The following is a 17,885-nucleotide window of genomic DNA, read 5'->3' as shown; positions in this document are numbered from 1 at the left end:
GTTTCATGCATGTCGTACTACTCATCGGACTCGGCCAGCGGATCGGTGTCAACCGAACAGCCACTCGACGCCTTGCGTGAATGCCAGGTCCAGACCGCTGATGTACGCGACCATGAACGCCACGAACACGAGCACGACGCTGGTGTAGGTGACCATTTGCTTGCGGTTCGGCCAGATGACCTTGCGCAGCTCTGCGACGACCTCGCGCAGGAACTGGATCAGACGCTTGAAGATGTTCGGGCGCTTCGCCTCGCGGGACTTCGGCGGGCGGGTGGCAACGGATGCCTTGCCTGCCGGCCCGGTGGACTTGCCGTCCGACGACTTGGAGATCGACACGGGCTCGGACGCAGCGCCTGCGGTCCGTGAACGTCGCGCGGTGCGCTTGCCGGAAGGCTTGGCGACAGCGGCGGAGGAAGTGTCGTTCTGGGATACAGAGGCATCCGGCGTCGACGAATCGGGCGTTGACGAATCCCCGGACTCGTCTTCGCGCTTGCCGCGCTCCTCGCTCACCCGTCGTTCCTCTCAGTAGCTGACACCGTCGCTCTCCTCACCGGAAATGCGGTGAGGGAGCCACATGGGCAGGGGCGACAGGACTTGAACCTGCAACCTACGGTTTTGGAGACCGTTGCTCTACCAATTGAGCTACGCCCCTTCGGTCCAACCCGATTGGAGTCGGACCGTTCTGGAGTCACACACGACGTACGCGCTACCTCACACCCTCGAAAGAGAGTCTTGGCAGCGCGCAGCGCTGAACAACCCCAGAAATCTCAGTGTACTGCACAGGCTATGGAAGTTTGAAATCAGGCAGGTCAGGCCAGACGGACGGTTGCCGTCGCCCTACCGAAGATCTTCTTGCCCTCGGACTTCGCTGTGATCGCGATGACCGCGGACTTGGATTCGGGGTCGACCGACTTCACCTTGCCGGTGTACTCGACCGACGCGGCCGAATCCGCGGGCACGTACACGGAGCTGGTGAAGCGGACGTTGTATTCGGTGACCGCACCCGGGTCGCCGAGCCACGACGTCACGAACCCAGCGCCGAGACCCATCGTCAACATGCCATGGGCGATGACGTTGTCCAATCCCGCGAGCTTGACGACCTCGTCGCTCCAGTGGATCGGATTGGGATCACCGGACACGCCGGCGTAGTTGACCAGATCTCCGCGGGTCAGCTTGACCACGCGCTCGGGCAGCTCGTCGCCGACCGCCACATCCGCAAAACTACGAAGCGCCATGCATGATCACTTCCTTGACTGCGTGGGCGATGTTCTCGTCGACTTCGCCGCCGGTTCGGGCGACCAGCGTCGTCCAGGTCGTCTGCACCAGCTCGCCGTTCTGATCGGTCACGATGTTCTTGGTGGTGATGATGTCACTGCCGCTCATCTGGCGGAACGATTCGAGGTAGACCTCGCAGGACAACTCGTCACCGACCTGAATGGCCTTGTGGAATTGCAGCCTCTGATCGGTCTGCAGAATCTGACTCGGGTCGTACCCGGTGATGAATTCCTTGAACATCCGCGACTGCGCGATGATGCCGACCAACGAGATGAACGTCAGCGGGGCAAGCAGGCCGTCGTATCCGAGGCCTTTGGCTGCATCCTCGTCGTGGTGGGCGGGGTGCCAGTCCTGGACGGCACGGGCGTACTCACGCACCTTCTCACGACCGACCTCGTAGGCGTGGTCCACCTTGTAGTGGTGGCCCACCATCGCCGCCGCATGCAGAGCTGGATCTTGCACCAGCTCTGGGTCCTGCACTGACTCGGTCACGCTGAAAGAACCTTTTCTACCCAGGACGCAGATGCGGTTAGGGCACGAAAAGTAAGCCTAACGCGTGGCGTCGACTCCGAACGAGAACCAGCAGCCGATGAGGCTCGCGACTAGCGAGACTCGCGGTGCGCGCGATGCGTGCCGCAGTTCGAGCAGAACTTCTTCAGCTCGAGGCGGTCGGGATCGTTGCGGCGGTTCTTCTTCGTGATGTAGTTACGGTGCTTGCAAACCTCGCAGGCCAAGGTGATCTTGGGCCGCACATCGGTGGAGGAGGCCACTGGATGCCTACTTTCGGGTAAATCTGATCCGGTTAATCAGGACTGTGCATTCTTCTTGTGTAGCGGTGACCGGACTTGAACCGGCGACGCAACGATTATGAGTCGTTTGCTCTACCAACTGAGCTACACCGCCTCAGGTGCTCACCCCTACACCATCTCACTAACAAGGGTGTGGACGCGAACCATCCAATCCAGCGAGCCCCCTAACGGAATCGAACCGTTGACCTTTTCCTTACCATGGAAACGCTCTACCGACTGAGCTAAGGGGGCGTTCGCTTCTCTGCGCGGCAAGCCGTGCGTCGAAGCCTTCAAGAGGTTACACAGTCCGAGCGTCGAGTACCAAATTGCGTGCTCGCCGCGCCTTCTGCGGATCCTCTTACAGTAGAAACCCCAGCGAGAATTTCTCTCGCCGGGGCATCTGTGTGGCAGATGTAGGATTCGAACCTACGTAGGCATAAGCCGACGGATTTACAGTCCGCTCCCATTGGCCGCTCGGGCAATCTGCCGGGTGCTCGACGAGAACTTTCGCTCTCTTCGACGCGGAGAGAAGAATACAACGAACGTCCCCCGGAAACGCAAACCGGGTGGATAGCGCGGGTGCGAACGAGCTAACGTCGTCAGGACGAGCCTCACGGATCGGCTCACAGAAGCCGATCGAAACCGATTCGAGTACAGGAGTTGCACGTGGCTGATTCTTCCTTCGACGTAGTGAGCAAGGTCGACCGTCAAGAGGTCGACAACGCTCTGGGACAGGCTGCGAAGGAGCTCGCGACGCGGTTCGACTTCCGCGGTTCCGGCACCGTGATCGAGTGGTCGGGCAGCGGCGACAACGAGGTGATCGTGATCACCTCCGAGAGCGAAGAGAAGGTGAAAGCCGCCCTCGACGTCTTCAAGGAAAAACTGATTCGCCGCGATGTGTCGCTGAAAGCGTTCGAGACCAACGAGCCGGCAGCGTCGGGCAAGGTCTACAAGGTGACCGGGAAGCTCGTTCAGGGCATCTCGAGCGAGAACGCGAAGAAGCTGACCAAGAAGATCCGCGACGACGGCCCCAAGGGCGTCAAGGCGCAGATCCAGGGCGACGAGTTACGCATCAGCAGCAAGAAGCGGGACGACCTGCAGGCTGTGCAGCAGCTGCTCAAGTCCGAGGACTTCGGCCTCGCGCTTCAGTTCGTCAACTACCGCTAGTTCTACTCTCCCCTGGCCATTCGTTCGAGGCGATCGATGCGGTCCGCCATCGGCGGGTGCGTGGAGAACAGTTTGCCGACCTTGTCTCCGGCCCGGAACGGGCTGGCGATCATCAGGTGGGACTCGGCAGCGAGGCGCGGTTCAGGCGGCAGCGGTGCCGCCTGAACGCCTCGCTCCAGTTTGCGCAGCGCCGACGCCAGAGCAAGCGGATCGCCCGTCAGCTCGGCTCCCGACCGGTCCGCCTGATACTCGCGAGAACGCGACACCGCCAGCTTGACGACGGTGGCAGCGATGGGCCCCAGCAGTGAGACGAGCAGCAGCGCAAAGGGATTGGCGCCGCCGTTGCCGCGGCCGCCGAACATGGATGCGAACATCGCGAAGTTCGCGAGCCCGGAGATCACCGCGGCCATCGCGCCCGCCACCGACGAGATCAGAATGTCGCGGTTGTAGACGTGCGACAGTTCGTGGCCGAGAACGGCCCGCAACTCACGCTCGTCCAGGATCTGAAGAATGCCGGTGGTGCAGCACACCGCAGCGTTGCGCGGATTGCGGCCGGTGGCGAACGCATTCGGGTTGTTCGTCGGGCTGATGTACAGCGCGGGCATCGGCTGGTGCGCTGTCGTCGCCAACTCGCGCACGATGCGAAACATCGCCGGCTGTTCCACCTCGGTGACCGGCTGGGCGTGCATCGCTCGCAGTGCGAGCTTCGCGCTGTTGAAATAGGCGTAGCCGTTCATCCCGACAGCGAGCGCGATCGATACGAACAAGATCGTCGGACTGTTGAACAACGCCCCCACGAAGACGATGAGCGCGGACATACCGACCAACAGGCCGAACGTCTTTGCGTTGTTCGCGAAACCCATTGCAGCGCCTCTTCCCGAAGTTCTCTCGTTACCCACGGGAAGAACGATCAGCGCACCCCACGAAGTTCCCCATGGGTAGCGCGTCGGAGACGAGCGGGATCTAGCCGACCCGCTCGACGGTGTAGTCCACCAGTCGACCCAGCGCATCGTTGGCTGCACCCTGCGGGAGCTTCTCGAGCTCGGCGTGTGCTTTCGCGGCGAACTCTCCCAGAGTCTCCTTGGCCCGAACCATTCCCGGTGAGCGCCCCAACAGTTCGAGCGCCTCGGTGACCGACGCATCGTCGGTCACGGGGCCGTCGAGCAGTACCCGCAATCGATCGCCGTCGGCGCCGTCCTCCCGAAGCGCGAACAGAACAGGCAGTGTGTGCACACCTTCACGAAGGTCGGTGCCCGGCGTCTTGCCCGATTGCTCCGTCGCCGACGAGATGTCGATGATGTCGTCGGAGATCTGAAACGCCGTACCGACAGCGTCGCCGAGACGTTCCAGCGACGCGACGTGATCAGCGTCTCCGCCGGAGAACGTACCGCCGAAGCGTCCACACGCCGCGATCAACGAACCGGTCTTCTCCCAGACGACGCGGAGATAGTGTGCGACGGGATCCTCGTCCTTCTTGACGCCGATGGTCTCGCGCATCTGGCCGGTGACCAACTCGGCGAACGTCTCGGCGATGATGCGGACGGCCTCGGGACCGAGCGTCGACACCAACCGCGACGCATGGGCGAACAGGTAGTCGCCGGCGAGAATGGCGATGCTGTTGCCCCAGCGCGAGTTCGCCGACTCGGCGCCGCGCCGCATCGTCGCCTCGTCCATCACGTCGTCGTGGTACAGCGTCGCCAGGTGCACCAGTTCGACGACGGTCGCTGCGGTGACGATCGACTCGTCCGTCGGGTTGGGTCCGAGCTGAGCCGTCAGCACGGTGAACAGCGGACGGAATCGCTTACCGCCCGCTTTCGCCAGGTGCAGCGCGGCTTCGGTGAGAAAATCCTCGCCGTCGGACAATTCGGCGATCATCAGCTTCTCGACGCGTTCCAGCCCCGCGGCGACGGTGTCTGCAAGCTGCGGATCGACGAGGTCGACCCCGGCAACGACCGTCGATCCGGCCGCGTCGAAAGTGCTCACGATTGTTCGTCCTGTCCTCGTCGGGGGCGTCGTTTCGTCTCTACCGTAGTGAACCTGGCGCGGGCGAGCGCCGGAAGGTGCCACACACCACGCGAGAGGGGGCCGAAACCCCGCGGGAGCAGGCCCGTCGGCGCCACTGCTTTACTGGACGGGTGAGCGCTGTGCGAAGCACCGACGTCCTCGTCATCGGCGCGGGCCCTGCCGGGTCGTCCGCCGCGGCGTGGGCGGCAAGAGCAGGCCGGGATGTCGTCCTCGCGGACGCGGCGACCTTTCCGCGTGACAAGACGTGCGGCGACGGACTGACACCGCGCGCGATCGCCGAGCTGAATCGTCTGGGACTCGGCGACTGGGTTCGCGGACGAGCGGAGAATCGCGGCCTGCGGCTGTCCGGTTTCGGTCAGGAACTTCAGCTGGAATGGCCGGGCGGGTCCTTGCCGACGGTCGGGAGCGCAGTCCCGCGAACCGAACTCGACGACCGAATCCGTGTTGCGGCAGTCGATTCCGGTGCCACGATGATCGAGGGCGCGAAGGCCGTCGACGCAACCGGAGACGGCGCGAAAGTCACCTCGGTGACGTTCGCGAACGGTGAGGAGATCCGCTGCGAGAAGCTGATCGTCGCCGACGGTGTGCGTTCCACACTCGGTAAGAAACTCGGTCGACAGTGGCATCGCGACACCACGTTCGGGGTCGCTGCCCGCGCGTACATCGACTCCGACAGGTCGGACGATCCGTGGATCAGTTCCCACCTGGAACTGCGTGACGCCGCGGGCACCGTACAGCCCGGCTACGGCTGGATCTTCCCGCTCGGCACCGGTCAGGTGAACATCGGCGTCGGTACATTGGCGACAGCCAAGCGCCCCGGCCCCGGAGCGTTGCGGCCACTGCTGGATCTGTACACCTCGCAGCGTCGACAGGACTGGTCGTTGACGGGTGACCTTCGCGCAGTGGCGTCGGCTCTGCTTCCCATGGGCGGCGCGGTCTCGAACGTGGCCGGAGTCAACTGGGCGATCATCGGCGACGCCGCCGCGTGCGTGAACCCGCTCAACGGCGAAGGAATCGACTACGGCCTCGAAGGCGGCCGGTTCGTCGCCGACATGCTGAGCGAGAACGACCTCACACTGGCATGGCCGACGCTGCTGCGTGAGCACTACGGACAGGCCTTCTCCATCGCCCGACGCCTCGCCGGGCTCCTGACCGTCCCTCGCTTCCTGCCCGCGACGGGACCGATCGGTATGCGCTCGCGTGCGTTGATGACCGTCGCGGTGCGCGTCATGGGAAACCTGGTGACGGAGGCAGATTCGGACCTCGTCGCCAGGGCATGGAGAGCGTCGGGCACCGCGTCACTGAAGGTCGACAGCCGGCCGCCCTTCACCTGACGATCAGCGCACGGCGCGGTGCAGCGCGACGATTCCGCCGGTGAGATTGCGCCACTGCACTCCGGACCAGCCCGACTCGGCGATGGTGGTGGCCAACTGCTCCTGCGTCGGCCAGGCGCGGATCGATTCCGCCAGGTATACGTAGGCGTCCGGATTCGACGAGACGGCCCGCGCCACGGCAGGGAGCATCTTCATCAGATATTCCATGTACACCGTGCGGAACGGGGTGAACGTCGGCGTCGAGAATTCACAGATCACGAGGCGACCGCCGGGCTTGGTGACACGCGCGATTTCCTTCAGACCCGCCTGAAAGTCGGAGACGTTGCGCAGCCCGAAGGAGATGGTCGCGGCGTCGAAACTGGCATCGGCGTACGGCAGGTGCATGGCGTCGCCGGCCACCATCGGCACCGGCCGGGCAGCGCCGGCCTGCAGCATCCCCTTCGAGAAATCGGTTGCGACGCACCACGCGCCGCTACGCGCCAGTTCGACCGTGGAGACCCCGGTTCCAGCCGCGAGGTCCAGGACCTTCTCCCCCGGCTTCAGGTTCAACGCAGCGCGGGTCAGCTTCCGCCAACTGCGATCCTGACCGAACGACAGAACGGTGTTGGTGATGTCGTACCGACGGGCGACGCCGTCGAACATCGAGGCGACCTCGTGCGGTTCCTTCTCGAGGGTGGCACGTGAACTTGTAGGCACACGATCGAGTTTAGCCGCCGCCGGGATCAGGCCGTTCTCAGCGACCGCTCGCGCTGCCACCCGAGGACGTCGCCGTAGTGGCCGAGCAACTCGTCGCAGATCGCGGGCCAGGTGCGGTGCAGCACCGACGTGCGCGCGGCCTCACCGAACCGGGCACGCATGACAGGCGAGGCCAATGCCGCCACGGCGCTCGGCAGCAATTCGCAGAATCTGTCGACGGGCAACAGGTAGCCGTTGCGGCAGTGCGCCACCAGGTCGCGTGGGCCTCCGGCGTCGGGACCGATCACCGGGACCCCGCTGGCGAGTGCTTCCTGGACGGCTTGGCAGAACGTCTCGTGCTCGCCGGGGTGAACGAAGACGTCGAAGCTTGCGTACGCCTGCGCCAACTCGTCGCCGCCGAGCTGGCCGGTGAAGATCGCCGTCGGCATCAGCTTCTCGAGAGCGCCCCTGTCCGGACCGTCGCCGACGATCACCACCTGCACGTCGTCGGGCAGCGCGGCGAGTCGTTCGACGTGCTTCTCCGGCGCGAGCCGCCCGACGAACCCGACGATCAGCCTGCCGTCGGGCGACCACTGCGTACGCAGCGCCTCCCGGCGCGACGACGGCGCGAAACGGACGGCGTCGACGCCTCGGGCCCAACGGTGGACCCGCGGAACACCGTGCAGTTCGAGTGCCTCGACGGCCGAGCTCGACGGGGCCAACGTCCGTGCCGCTCCGCGGTGAACCCGACGTGTCCACCGCCATGCCGCACGGGATGTCAGACCGAGGCCGTAGCTTTCGGCGAACCCTGCGACGTCGGTCTGGTAGACCGCCACCGCGGGCACACCGAGGCGGCCGGCCGCTGCGAGTCCGCCCGCACCGAGCAGGAACGGAGACGCGAGATGAACGACGTCCGGAGCGAATTCACGGATCGTCGCCGTCAGGCCCGGGCCGGGCACGCCGACAGGAAGCGAGCTGATCCTGGGGACCATGACGGCCGGTACTCGATGGACCGGTACGCGATCGTGCTCGATCGAGGCTCGCGGTTTGCCCGCTGGATTGTCCGGAGCGACGACCATGGCGTCGTGGCCGGTGCGCTGGAGATGTTCGAGAACTCGAAGCACCGAATTCGTGACGCCGTTCATGTTGGGTAGGAACGATTCCGCAACGATGGCTACTCGCACGATCCTCAGTGTGGAGTCGGACTCGGACCATCCGGCAGCGCCGACGTTACGAGCGGGCGAAGTTCGCGCTAATGCTGCGCGGCGTCACGCAAGTGTCCCGGCGCGAGACGACGATGGATCCGCGAGAGCCGTCGTCCACCGCCTGACCCACGATCGCCCATGGTGCGATGAATTGCCCGATACTTTCTTCGATTGCCGCATTCCCGTCGATGCGCGGAGTATCGGGCAATACGACCCGCTCGGCCGATCAGGAAGCCGACGTCTCCCGCCGCCGGAGAAGGAACAACACTCCACCCGCGACGATCCAGGTCCCGCCGATGACCGAGCCGGCGGGAACGAGCGCGACGCTTGCGTCACGGCCGGCCACACGGACGAGATCAGGATCTTCGCGCGCGTACTCCACGTCGATGCGTTGTCCTGCAATGAGATTGGTTGGGTACAGCACACCCAGTTGGGGATTGTGGGTGACACCGTCCGGGGTCACGAAGCTGACTGCGGAACGCAACTTTCCCGCCGACAGCACTTCCGCCGTCGCGCGTCCCTCGTCCGAGGTGATGGTGCGATCGTTCTGCCACGCCGCGACCACCAACAGGAACGCCAGAACGGAAATCCCGGTAGCGACGATCAGGACGGAGATCCGCGCTCGATGCGTGACTTTCGGGGTGCTCACGCCGATAAACGTTACTGTGCGCCCACCGGCTCGCCTCTTTAGGTAGCGTCTGCTGGCATGTCTCGCGACTTCGAGTTCACGATCGTCTCCGAGTACCCTCCCGCCGACGTCCACGAAGCACTGACCAGTGAAGATCAGTGGCTGGCGCGGTTCGAGAAGGCCAAGAAGACCGACGGATACGAAATGATCCGCCACGAGGACGGCGCCTTCACCGTCGACATCTCCGAGGAGGTCGGCACGTCCGAGCTGCCGGGGTTCGTCAAGAAGGTCATCAAGGGCAAGTTGCTGATCACCCGCACCGACCATTGGGGGCCACTCGACGGCGATGCAGCCGACGGCACCCTCGCGGGCGGCTCGTCGTCGTTGCCTGCGAAGGTCGAGGGCACGTTGGCGCTTCGACCCGACGGTGACGGGTCGATCCTGACGGTGCGCGGCCGCTCGACCGTCAAGATCCCTCTGATCGGCGGCAAGATCGAGTCGCTCATCAACGACATGATCAAAGACATGGTCGACCAGGAAACCCGCGAGACCGTCGAGTGGGCCGAAGCGAGAGACACCGACTGACCGAACTCCTACAGCCGAGCGCGAATCCCGGCGTGCAGTTCACGTAGGCCGGAGCGTTCGGTCGTCACTTCGAGTACCCGGATGCCGGCAGGAGTGGAGCCTGCGGAACGACCATGGGGATCAGGAGTGGAGCCTGCGGAACGACCATGGGGAGCAGGAGTGGAGCCTGCGGAACGACCATGGGGATCAGGAGTGGAGCCTGCGGAACGACCATGGGGAGCAGGAGTGGAGCCTGCGGAACGACCAAGAGGGGCGGGAGCGGGGCCGGCGAGAGCGTCGGCCAGTTCGGTCACGTCGACGCGGGAGTGCGGAATTCGGTAGGCCGCGCAGAGGGCAGCGAGATCCATGCCGTGCGGGGTTCCGAAGACACGCTCGAATGCACCGGCGTACTGCGGATCGCCCTGTTCGAGCAGTTCGAAGATGCCGCCGCCGTCGTCGTTGGCGACGACGATCGTCAAGTCCTCCGGCCTCGGCTCACCGGTACCGATGAGCAGGCCCGACGCGTCGTGCAGGAACGTCAGGTCACCGAGCAACGCGATGGTGCGTCCGGGGCTCGTCAGTGCCGCACCGACCGCCGTCGACACGGTGCCGTCGATTCCGGCGACGCCGCGGTTGGACCGGACCCGGACTCCCGGCGTCGGATACGCCACGAGTGCGGCGTCGCGCACCGGGTTGGATGCTCCGAGCAGCAGTTGGTCACCGTCCCGCAACGAGGACATGACCGTTGCGGCGACGTGGAGGCCGGTGGGTTTCGGGTGCGCCGCCAGCTGGTCCCGCACGGCGATGTCGGCGCGCGCGGACAGTTCGCCGCAGCGTGCGAGCCATCCCTCGCTCGGGCTTCCCGTCACCACAGCCCGCGTTCCGGTGGCCAGAACGTTGCCGGAGACGTCGGGCCACCGCGGACCCGTCGTGATCGCGAAGACGTCGACATCGGGGTTGGCGAGGAGGGCGGAGACCGGGCGATGAAGCGTCGGGCGGCCGGTGATGATCGCCTGCTTCGGCCGCAGTTGTGCCAGCGCGAGCGGATGCAGCGGCAGCCCGTGCAGCGGAGCTGTGGGTTCGGCGACGGTCGGCAACCCCGCCAACTCCGGCCGCAGGGCAGCGCCGTGCCCGGAGACGACGACGGTGTCGATCGACAGATCGATGTCGACGGGTACGTCGAGCGTCGCCTGCTGGGTCGTCGTCCAGGCGGACCCGTCCACACGGCCCGCGGGTGCGGCGGTGGCGTCGGCGAGATCGGGCACGAGGGGCTCGCGCAGTGGGATGTCGAAGTGGACGGGGCCGGCGTTTCCCGACCTGGTTCCGCGGGACGCGGCAAGGACACGGCACACGGCGCTGCGCCACTGACTGTTCTGCGAATCGGTCTCGGCGAGCCCGAGGCTGATGGTCGCGCGCACCTGACTGCCGAACAGCCCGAGTTGTTCGACGGTCTGGTTGGCGCCGGTCCCGAGCATTTCGTACGGGCGGTTCGCGCTGAGCACGATCAGCGGTAGGCGGGAGTAGTTGGCTTCGAGTACCGCGGGGCCGAGGTTGGCGACGGCGGTGCCCGACGTCATCACCACCGGTACCGGGGCACCGCTGCCGAGAATCAGGCCGATCGCGAGGAACCCTGCAGTCCGTTCGTCGATGCGCATGTGCAAGCGAAGCCGTCCGTCGGCGTCGGCTTGCTGCAGAGCGAACGCGAGCGGCGCGTTCCGCGAGCCCGGGCAGAGCACGACGTCTCGAACACCACCGCGGACGAGTTCGTCGACGACAGCTGTGGCCTGAGCACTGGACGGGTTCACCACTTCAGATTGTCAGATTCTCGCGTCGGCGCCCTAGTCGGCCCGCATGTGTCCTGTTTGACACCATGGAGCAGTGAGAACTGTCTTCGATCCGTCCGAGATGCCGCCCGGCGGCTTCTATCCCCTGCTCACAGCGTCCGTGGTGCCGCGTCCGATCGCCTGGGTCTCCACGGTGTCCGCCGACGGTGTGGCCAATCTCGCGCCGTACAGCTTCTTCTCGGTGTCCTCGTCCAACCCGCCCGTCGTGCAGTTCACGTCCGTGGGCCGCAAGGACAGCCTGCGGAACATCGAGGCGACGGGCGAGTTCGTGATCAACGTGGCCACCGACGCGATGGTGGAGCAGATCAACGCGTCCTCGGCCGGCTACGAGCACGGCGTCAGCGAGCTCGAGGAGCTCGGTATCGCGAGCGAACACAGCGAGAAGGTGGCCCCGCCCCGCGTCGCGGACTCACCCATCGCGATCGAGGCGACGCTGCACCGAATCGTCGAGGTCGGGGACTCCTTCGTCGTCATGGGCCGCGTCGTCGCCCTCGCCGTCCGGACCGATGCCCTCGCCGGCGACGGGCTGCCGTCGTTCGCCGCCGTCGCCCCGGCCAGTCGACTCGGCCGCAACGAATGGGGTCTTCCTCCCGAGGTTCGTCTGCTCGATCGACCCGGGCGTCCCGCGACCACGGACTGAGGCACAGGTCATACAGTTCTAGTCATGCCCGATGCTCGAAAAGGTCATGCAGTGCTTCCCGAGATCGGCGAGATGGGTCGTCAGGCCTACGCCTCGCTCCGATCACGGCCTACGCCACGTGCCGAACGCTACGAACTCGGCAGGCAGTTGCGTGACAAGGTCTCCCGCGAGTCGATGGGCGACTGGACTCCGCCCGCGGATCGCTACGACCCGATCCGCCAGATCGAGTTCTCCCACGACGGTCGAATCGACTGGCTGATCCCGGTGCGGGCCGAACGGATGGTGGAGTCGCCGTACGGGTTCCTGCGCGGCACCGCCATCGTCATGGCCCGAGACGTGGCGCTGCTGCCGTCGACCGGCATCAATCCGGTGATCAGCGGAGACTCACATCTCGGCAACTTCGGTTTCTACGCATCTCCCGAGCGTGATCTGGTGATCGACCTCAACGATTTCGACGAGGCGCACCCCGGCGGCTGGGAATGGGATCTCCGACGCCTCGTCGCGAGCATCTGGGTGGCGGGCCGCCAGAACGGGCGCACCGAGGCCCAGTGCGAGGAAGCCGTCGCGGCATGTGTGCGGGCGTACCGTGTCGAGGTGTCACGCCTGGCCGACGAGCCGCTGATGTCGCGGTCGTTCCAGCGGCTCACTGCGGAGAAACTGCAGGCCGACGCCACCGAGGGTTCGCTGCGCAAGGAGATCAAGCGGGCCACGAAGAAGGCTCGCCGGCGCACCAGCGACCGCGTCCTTCCCCGGTTCACCGAGGAACACGAGGGCACCCGCAGGCTGGTCGAGGAGCCCCCGATCACCACCCGCATCTCGGCCCGCGACGAGGATCTCCTGGCCGAGGGGCTGGACGAGTATCTGACGACGCTCTCCCCGCACTGGCGTCGGGTGCTCGGTGGGTACACGCTCATCGACGTCGCGCATCGAGTCGTCGGCGTCGGAAGCGTCGGGCTGCGGGCGTACGTGGCGCTGCTCGAGGGATCGAGCCCGGACGACGTGGTGTTCCTGCAGCTCAAGCAGGCGAGGCGTTCGGTGTTGGCGCCGTACGTGCACGGCAAGGATGCGTGGCACGCGCATCAGGGGCAGCGGGTGGTGGAGTACCAGCAGGATCTGCAGACGGTGAGCGATCCGCTGCTGGGGTGGACGACCATCGACGGCAGGCAGTACTACGTGCGGCAGTTCCGGAACATGAAGGGCACGATCGACCTGGGTTCGATCGATGCTCCGGCCCTCGTGGACTACGCGGGAGTGGTCGGTCGACTGCTGGCCAAGGGCCATGCGCGTACCAGTGGTGCGTCGATGATCGCCGGTTACGTGGGCACGTCCGACACGCTCGATGTCGCTCTGTGCAGGTTCGCCCGGCTGTACGCCGATCAGACCGAGGCCGATCACGCGTTGCTCGTCGACGCCGTTCGCCGGGGCCGCTTCGCGTTGTGAGTGGAACTGTTCTGAGTGGAACTGTAGGCCCTGGCCTACTGGGAGCGGAGCCTGCGGAGTGACCCGCCGGTTCCGCTCCACTCACGTGAGGCTCAGGCGGCGTACTTGGTGACCAGCGCGCCCAGACGCGGGAGTGCCTCGGCAACGTTCTTCTGCGCAGAACCGCGCAGGCTGCCGTAGAACTTCTTCACGACGCTCTTGTCGGTGTCCTCGATGCGCGAGTCCGTCACCGACAGCAGCGCGTTCGACACCTGGTCCGAGTTCGCGACGAGGTAGTCGGAGAACGTCCCGGTGGGCGCGGCGTTGTAGGACTGCCAGAACGGCTCGAGCTGATCGACGAAATCGGGCCACAGTGTCTCGACGGCCTTTTCGATGTACGACGGTCCGACCTTCTTGACGGCTCCGTAGCCGCCCTTGACCGCCAGGCCACTGGCGCCCTTCTTGTCCGACACCTCGGCGTCGATCAGCGCCAGGACGTCGGGCAGCAGAACATCGCGCTTCGACTCGTCGAGCAACGATTCCCTGAGTGCAGCAACCACTTCGAATTCCTCCCGGAGGTTCAGTTTCTTCCTTCGAACCGGGGAAGACTACCGCAGGTAGGTGTATGTTCGCCGAACTCGCTCGTGCCACCACTGCACCCGCTCGGGTGCGGCGGCGAGTGCCGTCAACCTGTCCGGATCGGGTTCGACGGGCACGGCCGCGATGGTTCCGTCCACGATGTCGTGCCCGTCCGCGACGTCACCGGTGAACAGGCTTCCGGTCCCGAGGCCACACGCGAACTCCAGCCTGGGGATCGCGGCCGCAGCGGCGAGACCCGACGCCATCCCCACCGCGGAGTCGAGTGCACTCGACACCACGACGGGCACCCCGTACTCCTCGAGTTCACCGGCGAGCTCGAGGAGCGCCCGCATGCCGCCGAGCGGCGCGACCTTGACGACGGCGACGTCCGCTCCGCCTGCGCGGACCACCCGCAGCGGGTCCTCGGCGCGTCGGATGCTCTCGTCGGCCGCGATGCGCACTCCGGGAAGAAGGCGTCGTAGTTCGACGAGCTCGGCGACCGTCGCGCAGGGCTGTTCCACGTACTCGAGGTCGCCGTCCTCCAGCAGCGCCGAGATGGCAGTCACCGCCTGCGGGACGGTCCACCCGCCGTTGGCGTCCACTCGGACGTGTGGAACGAGCGCGCGGACGGCTCGAACCCGTGCGACGTCGCCTGAGACGCTCGTCTCGAAACCGACCTGGCCTTTCTCGGCGACCTTGACCTTGGCGGTGTCGACGCCGGGGTACCGGGCCAGGATGCCGGGAACCTCGTCGGGGGTGACGGCGGGGACTGTTCCGTTGACGCGGACGCGTTCGCGATACGGCTGGGGAGGTCCGTCCCACGCTGCTTCGACGGCCGAGCGCAGCCAGTTCGACGATTCGGCGTCGTCGTATTCGACGAAGGGTCCGAACTCGCCCCAGCCGGCGGGCCCGCGGAACACCACCACTTCGCGTGTCGTGATGCCGCGGAACTTCGTGCGCATCGGCAGGGACAGCACGTGTGAGGACGCGAGAAGCTCCTCGAGAGGCGGTGTCACGGCTGGCCCTCGAGAAGTTGCACCATCAGGGCGTCGGAGTCCGCGAGTACGTTTCCGTCGAGGTCACGCAGGACGGCACTGATGAACGTCTTGCGGCCCTCCACTCGGTCGACGCTGCCCTCGACCACGAGTTCGGTGTTCAGTGGGGTGATCTTGCGGTAGTTGATGTGCAGGTATGCGGTTCGGCTGATCGGGCGTCCGTACGCGTGCTGGATCAGCCCGAACATCTCGTCGAACAGCAGCGGGAGTGTTCCTCCGTGCGCGGCGCCGTTCCCACCCAGGTGATAGCGGCGGAACACGCCTCGGCTGCGCACGCCTTCCGCGTCGAATTTCTCGATGCGCCACGGCAGCATCAGCAGTGATCCGCGGCCCGGCAGACGGATGGCCCGCCCCGCCGGAGATTCGCCTTCGGGAACTTGGAACGGGGCAAGTTCGGCGTTCATCGCCTCGACCTGCTCGGCGAGCTTCTCGGTCAGTTCCGGAGTGGGAGCGGTACTGACGGCGAGGTCCTGCAGCGTCCGCAGCGCCTCGACGAGGCGTCCCCACTCGGGGCCGACGTTCGCGGGGGTGAACTTCGGGAATCCGCCGTGGTGGGAGTACTCGTCCTGGCGTGCGTCTTCACTCATCTCTGCACCGTATCGTGCGGTCCGAAGCACTGGCTCTATCGTGGCCCAGGTGACCTTTACTCCTTCGCTCTGGCAGCCGGTTCCCGGGTTCGACGACCTCACCGACATCACCTATCACCGCCACGTCACCGACGACACCGTGCGGATCGCGTTCGACCGTCCCGAGGTCCGAAACGCGTTCCGGCCCCACACCGTCGACGAGCTGTATCGCACGTTGGAACACGCGCGCGTCAGCTCGGACGTCGGCACGGTGCTCCTCACCGGCAACGGACCGAGCCCGAAGGACGGTGGCTGGGCGTTCTGCTCGGGCGGAGATCAGCGCATCCGTGGACGCAGCGGCTACCAGTACGCCGAGGGAGACACGGCGGACACCGTTGACAAGGCCCGGGCCGGACGGTTGCACATCCTCGAGGTGCAGCGCCTGATCCGGTTCATGCCCAAGGTCGTCATCTGTCTGGTCAACGGCTGGGCTGCGGGCGGAGGCCACAGCCTGCACGTCGTCTGCGACCTGACGCTCGCGAGCCGCGAGCACGCGCGGTTCAAGCAGACCGACGCCGACGTCGGCAGTTTCGACGGAGGTTACGGCAGTGCGTACCTCGCGAAGATGGTGGGACAGAAGTTCGCTCGCGAGATATTCTTCCTCGGCGACACGTACACGGCCGAGGAGATGCATCGAATGGGCGCAGTCAACCGCGTCGTCGATCACGACGAACTCGAGAACGTGGCCATCGAGTGGGCCGCGAAGATCAACGCCAAGTCTCCGCAGGCGCAGCGGATGTTGAAGTACGCGTTCAACCTTCAGGACGACGGCCTGGTCGGCCAGCAGCTCTTCGCCGGTGAGGCGACGCGTCTGGCGTACATGACCGACGAAGCCGTCGAGGGCCGCGATTCGTTCCTTCAGAAGAGGGATCCGGACTGGTCGCCGTTCCCCCGCTACTTCTAAAGGTTTCATGTCCGTTTCTCGAAATCCCCTCACGCATCGACGCCGCGCACCGGACAGTGCGTGGTCGTCGGTGACGTCGTGGTTTCTGCAGAAGCACGACTACGAGTGGATGCGCGAGTTCCAGAACTCGCGGCCGTCGGGAAAGATCGTTCGGATCATCGTCGCCCTGTCGATGATCAACATCAGTGCGATGTCGTTCACGTCGCTGTTCGCGATCGGCGGCCCGACGGGTACCGCGGCGACTGCGCTGACGTTGACGCTGTGCACCGTCAACCTGATCATCGCTGCACTGTGGGTACTGCGGCCGTTCCCCGGGCGTCTCGGCGTGGTGTCGTTCGCGATCTACTCCGACCTGGGCGTCGCCGCCGCGCTGTCGGTCCTCGATCTCCGTAACGCGCTGCTCGGCTGTGTCCTGTACGCAGTGATCGGTGCGTTCGTGACGTTCTTCCTCAGCCCGCGCTGGGTGGTGGCGCACCTGATCTTCGCCTCCGGAATCGCGATCGGCTTCGCAGTCGCGATCTACGTGCGCGGCGACATGGACACGATCACCCTGCTCGTCCAGACCGACGTGGTGCTGCTCGGCATCATGAGTGTGCCCGTCACGTCGCACATCTTCCTGACGACGCTGTCCGCCGACGCGCGGAGTTCCAAGCTCGACCCACTGACGGGCCTGCTCAACCGTCGGGGTCTCGACGCCGCCCTCGAGGACCTGTGGCCGCGGGGACGCCGCGAAGGTCAGTGCGCTGCGGTGATCGTCGTCGACATCGACAACTTCAAGTCGGTCAACGACATCCACGGCCACGACGAGGGTGACGCGGTGATCTGCCGCGTCGCCGAGCGCCTCACCATGCACGTGTCGCGGTACGGAGCGCTGGGACGCACGGGCGGTGAGGAGTATCTGGCTGCGGTGGTGACGTCGAGACTGCACATCGACGCGCTTATCCACGGAATCAGGCGTGCCCTGCACGGTGAGGGCGATTCCGTTCCGGTCACCGTCAGCGTCGGCGCCGCGATTCTGTACGCCGAGTCCCCGCTGTGGACGACGAGCACGGACACGGTGAACACTGCGTCGAGAGTGGCCGACTCGATGATGTACGAGGCCAAAGCGTCCGGGGGCAACCGAGTGGTCACCACCCTCATCTGACCGTGTGCCGATC

20 protein-coding genes and 4 tRNA genes are annotated in these 17,885 nt (G+C 65.7%); 7 read left to right on the top strand and 17 right to left on the bottom strand.

Annotation, left to right across the window (positions count from 1 at the left end; all coding sequences use genetic code 11):
* Positions 1–48 precede the first annotated feature (48 nt).
* The 8 genes from secE to CH292_RS08100 all read right to left on the bottom strand — a co-directional run bounded on the left by secE (position 49) and on the right by CH292_RS08100 (position 2,551).
* Positions 49–510, bottom strand: coding sequence for a preprotein translocase subunit SecE (gene secE, locus CH292_RS08135; RefSeq protein WP_094626533.1), 462 nt, complete (start codon positions 508–510; stop codon positions 49–51).
* Positions 511–579: 69 nt separating this feature from the next.
* A tRNA-Trp gene (locus CH292_RS08130) sits at positions 580–652 on the bottom strand.
* 157 nt (positions 653–809) lie between these two features.
* Positions 810–1,235, bottom strand: a complete 426-nt coding sequence (hadB, locus tag CH292_RS08125; protein ID WP_026348024.1) for a (3R)-hydroxyacyl-ACP dehydratase subunit HadB — start codon at positions 1,233–1,235, stop codon at positions 810–812.
* Complete coding sequence (gene hadA, locus CH292_RS08120) at positions 1,222–1,707, bottom strand: (3R)-hydroxyacyl-ACP dehydratase subunit HadA (RefSeq protein ID WP_196248810.1); 486 nt, start codon at positions 1,705–1,707, stop codon at positions 1,222–1,224. Before hadA ends, hadB begins: the two co-directional genes overlap by 14 nt.
* Positions 1,708–1,877: 170 nt before the next feature.
* Entirely contained in the window at positions 1,878–2,045 is a 168-nt protein-coding gene (rpmG, locus tag CH292_RS08115) for a 50S ribosomal protein L33 (protein WP_019666436.1), read from the bottom strand.
* Between the two features lie 60 nt (positions 2,046–2,105).
* Positions 2,106–2,178, bottom strand: a tRNA-Met gene (locus CH292_RS08110).
* Positions 2,179–2,242: 64 nt separating this feature from the next.
* Positions 2,243–2,315 (bottom strand) — tRNA-Thr (locus CH292_RS08105).
* Positions 2,316–2,468: 153 nt separating this feature from the next.
* Positions 2,469–2,551, bottom strand: a tRNA-Tyr gene (locus tag CH292_RS08100).
* A gap of 178 nt (positions 2,552–2,729) precedes the next feature.
* Between CH292_RS08100 and CH292_RS08095 the strand changes: the two genes are divergently transcribed.
* Positions 2,730–3,230, top strand: a complete 501-nt coding sequence (locus tag CH292_RS08095; RefSeq protein WP_019666437.1) for a YajQ family cyclic di-GMP-binding protein — start codon at positions 2,730–2,732, stop codon at positions 3,228–3,230.
* A gap of 2 nt (positions 3,231–3,232) precedes the next feature.
* Here the strand turns inward: CH292_RS08095 and htpX are convergent, their stop codons facing one another.
* Positions 3,233–4,093, bottom strand: coding sequence for a zinc metalloprotease HtpX (gene htpX / locus CH292_RS08090; RefSeq protein ID WP_019666438.1), 861 nt, complete (start codon positions 4,091–4,093; stop codon positions 3,233–3,235).
* Positions 4,094–4,193: 100 nt separating this feature from the next.
* Positions 4,194–5,213, bottom strand: a complete 1,020-nt coding sequence (locus tag CH292_RS08085) for a polyprenyl synthetase family protein (RefSeq protein WP_019666439.1) — start codon at positions 5,211–5,213, stop codon at positions 4,194–4,196.
* A 77-nt stretch (positions 5,214–5,290) separates the two neighbouring features.
* On the opposite strand from CH292_RS08085, the gene CH292_RS08080 reads away from it, so the two are divergent.
* A complete protein-coding gene (locus tag CH292_RS08080) occupies positions 5,291–6,589 on the top strand; it encodes an NAD(P)/FAD-dependent oxidoreductase (protein ID WP_141216230.1) in 1,299 nt (432 codons plus the stop codon).
* 3 nt (positions 6,590–6,592) lie between these two features.
* On the opposite strand, the gene CH292_RS08075 is transcribed toward CH292_RS08080, so the two are convergent.
* From CH292_RS08075 to CH292_RS08065, 3 genes are all read right to left on the bottom strand, one after another.
* Complete coding sequence (locus CH292_RS08075; RefSeq protein WP_026348028.1) at positions 6,593–7,285, bottom strand: demethylmenaquinone methyltransferase; 693 nt, start codon at positions 7,283–7,285, stop codon at positions 6,593–6,595.
* Between the two features lie 26 nt (positions 7,286–7,311).
* Positions 7,312–8,448 carry a glycosyltransferase family 1 protein gene (locus tag CH292_RS08070; protein WP_026348029.1) on the bottom strand — a complete coding sequence of 379 codons (1,137 nt, stop codon included), beginning with the start codon at positions 8,446–8,448 and terminating at the stop codon, positions 7,312–7,314.
* Between the two features lie 247 nt (positions 8,449–8,695).
* Complete coding sequence (locus tag CH292_RS08065) at positions 8,696–9,118, bottom strand: DUF3592 domain-containing protein (RefSeq protein ID WP_019666443.1); 423 nt, start codon at positions 9,116–9,118, stop codon at positions 8,696–8,698.
* Between the two features lie 57 nt (positions 9,119–9,175).
* Here CH292_RS08065 and CH292_RS08060 point away from each other — a divergent pair, with 57 nt between their 5' ends.
* Positions 9,176–9,682 (top strand): DUF2505 domain-containing protein, encoded by a 507-nt coding sequence (locus CH292_RS08060; RefSeq protein WP_019666444.1) that lies wholly within the window; start codon positions 9,176–9,178, stop codon positions 9,680–9,682.
* Positions 9,683–9,690: 8 nt separating this feature from the next.
* On the opposite strand, the gene menD is transcribed toward CH292_RS08060, so the two are convergent.
* Complete coding sequence (menD, locus tag CH292_RS08055) at positions 9,691–11,466, bottom strand: 2-succinyl-5-enolpyruvyl-6-hydroxy-3-cyclohexene-1-carboxylic-acid synthase (RefSeq protein ID WP_094654469.1); 1,776 nt, start codon at positions 11,464–11,466, stop codon at positions 9,691–9,693.
* A 73-nt stretch (positions 11,467–11,539) separates the two neighbouring features.
* Here menD and CH292_RS08050 point away from each other — a divergent pair, with 73 nt between their 5' ends.
* Together CH292_RS08050 and CH292_RS08045 are read left to right on the top strand one after the other, a co-directional pair.
* Positions 11,540–12,145 carry a flavin reductase family protein gene (locus CH292_RS08050; protein ID WP_094626528.1) on the top strand — a complete coding sequence of 202 codons (606 nt, stop codon included), beginning with the start codon at positions 11,540–11,542 and terminating at the stop codon, positions 12,143–12,145.
* Positions 12,146–12,169: 24 nt separating this feature from the next.
* On the top strand, positions 12,170–13,585 hold the full coding sequence (locus CH292_RS08045; RefSeq protein ID WP_051104947.1) for a DUF2252 domain-containing protein: 1,416 nt from the start codon (positions 12,170–12,172) through the stop codon (positions 13,583–13,585).
* A gap of 92 nt (positions 13,586–13,677) precedes the next feature.
* On the opposite strand, the gene CH292_RS08040 is transcribed toward CH292_RS08045, so the two are convergent.
* Genes CH292_RS08040 through CH292_RS08030 form a run of 3 tightly spaced genes read right to left on the bottom strand, consistent with a single transcriptional unit; the run spans position 13,678 to position 15,785 of the window.
* Positions 13,678–14,124 (bottom strand): hypothetical protein, encoded by a 447-nt coding sequence (locus tag CH292_RS08040; RefSeq protein WP_019666448.1) that lies wholly within the window; start codon positions 14,122–14,124, stop codon positions 13,678–13,680.
* Positions 14,125–14,172: 48 nt separating this feature from the next.
* Positions 14,173–15,159: an o-succinylbenzoate synthase gene (locus tag CH292_RS08035; RefSeq protein ID WP_019666449.1), complete on the bottom strand. Its 987-nt coding sequence runs from the start codon at positions 15,157–15,159 to the stop codon at positions 14,173–14,175.
* A complete protein-coding gene (locus CH292_RS08030) occupies positions 15,156–15,785 on the bottom strand; it encodes a PaaI family thioesterase (protein ID WP_026348031.1) in 630 nt (209 codons plus the stop codon). Before CH292_RS08030 ends, CH292_RS08035 begins: the two co-directional genes overlap by 4 nt.
* A gap of 49 nt (positions 15,786–15,834) precedes the next feature.
* On the opposite strand from CH292_RS08030, the gene CH292_RS08025 reads away from it, so the two are divergent.
* Positions 15,835–16,728: a 1,4-dihydroxy-2-naphthoyl-CoA synthase gene (locus CH292_RS08025; RefSeq protein ID WP_027498938.1), complete on the top strand. Its 894-nt coding sequence runs from the start codon at positions 15,835–15,837 to the stop codon at positions 16,726–16,728.
* A gap of 7 nt (positions 16,729–16,735) precedes the next feature.
* Positions 16,736–17,872, top strand: a complete 1,137-nt coding sequence (locus CH292_RS08020; RefSeq protein WP_230594282.1) for a diguanylate cyclase — start codon at positions 16,736–16,738, stop codon at positions 17,870–17,872.
* Positions 17,873–17,885: the final 13 nt, after the last annotated feature.

Source organism: Rhodococcus sp. 14-2470-1a (genome assembly GCF_002259425.1).
Lineage (GTDB): Bacteria > Actinomycetota > Actinomycetes > Mycobacteriales > Mycobacteriaceae > Rhodococcoides > Rhodococcoides fascians_E.
This window is presented reverse-complemented; position numbering and strand designations above follow the sequence as displayed.

Coding starts and splice junctions, on each gene's coding strand:
- htpX (WP_019666438.1), bottom strand. CDS start 4,093: ATGGGTTTCGCGAACAACGCAAAGACGTTCGGCCTGTTGGTCGGTATG.
- CH292_RS08030 (WP_026348031.1), bottom strand. CDS start 15,785: ATGAGTGAAGACGCACGCCAGGACGAGTACTCCCACCACGGCGGATTC.
- CH292_RS08020 (WP_230594282.1), top strand. CDS start 16,736: ATGTCCGTTTCTCGAAATCCCCTCACGCATCGACGCCGCGCACCGGAC.
- hadB (WP_026348024.1), bottom strand. CDS start 1,235: ATGGCGCTTCGTAGTTTTGCGGATGTGGCGGTCGGCGACGAGCTGCCC.
- CH292_RS08045 (WP_051104947.1), top strand. CDS start 12,170: ATGCCCGATGCTCGAAAAGGTCATGCAGTGCTTCCCGAGATCGGCGAG.
- hadA (WP_196248810.1), bottom strand. CDS start 1,707: ATGGTGGGCCACCACTACAAGGTGGACCACGCCTACGAGGTCGGTCGT.
- CH292_RS08060 (WP_019666444.1), top strand. CDS start 9,176: ATGTCTCGCGACTTCGAGTTCACGATCGTCTCCGAGTACCCTCCCGCC.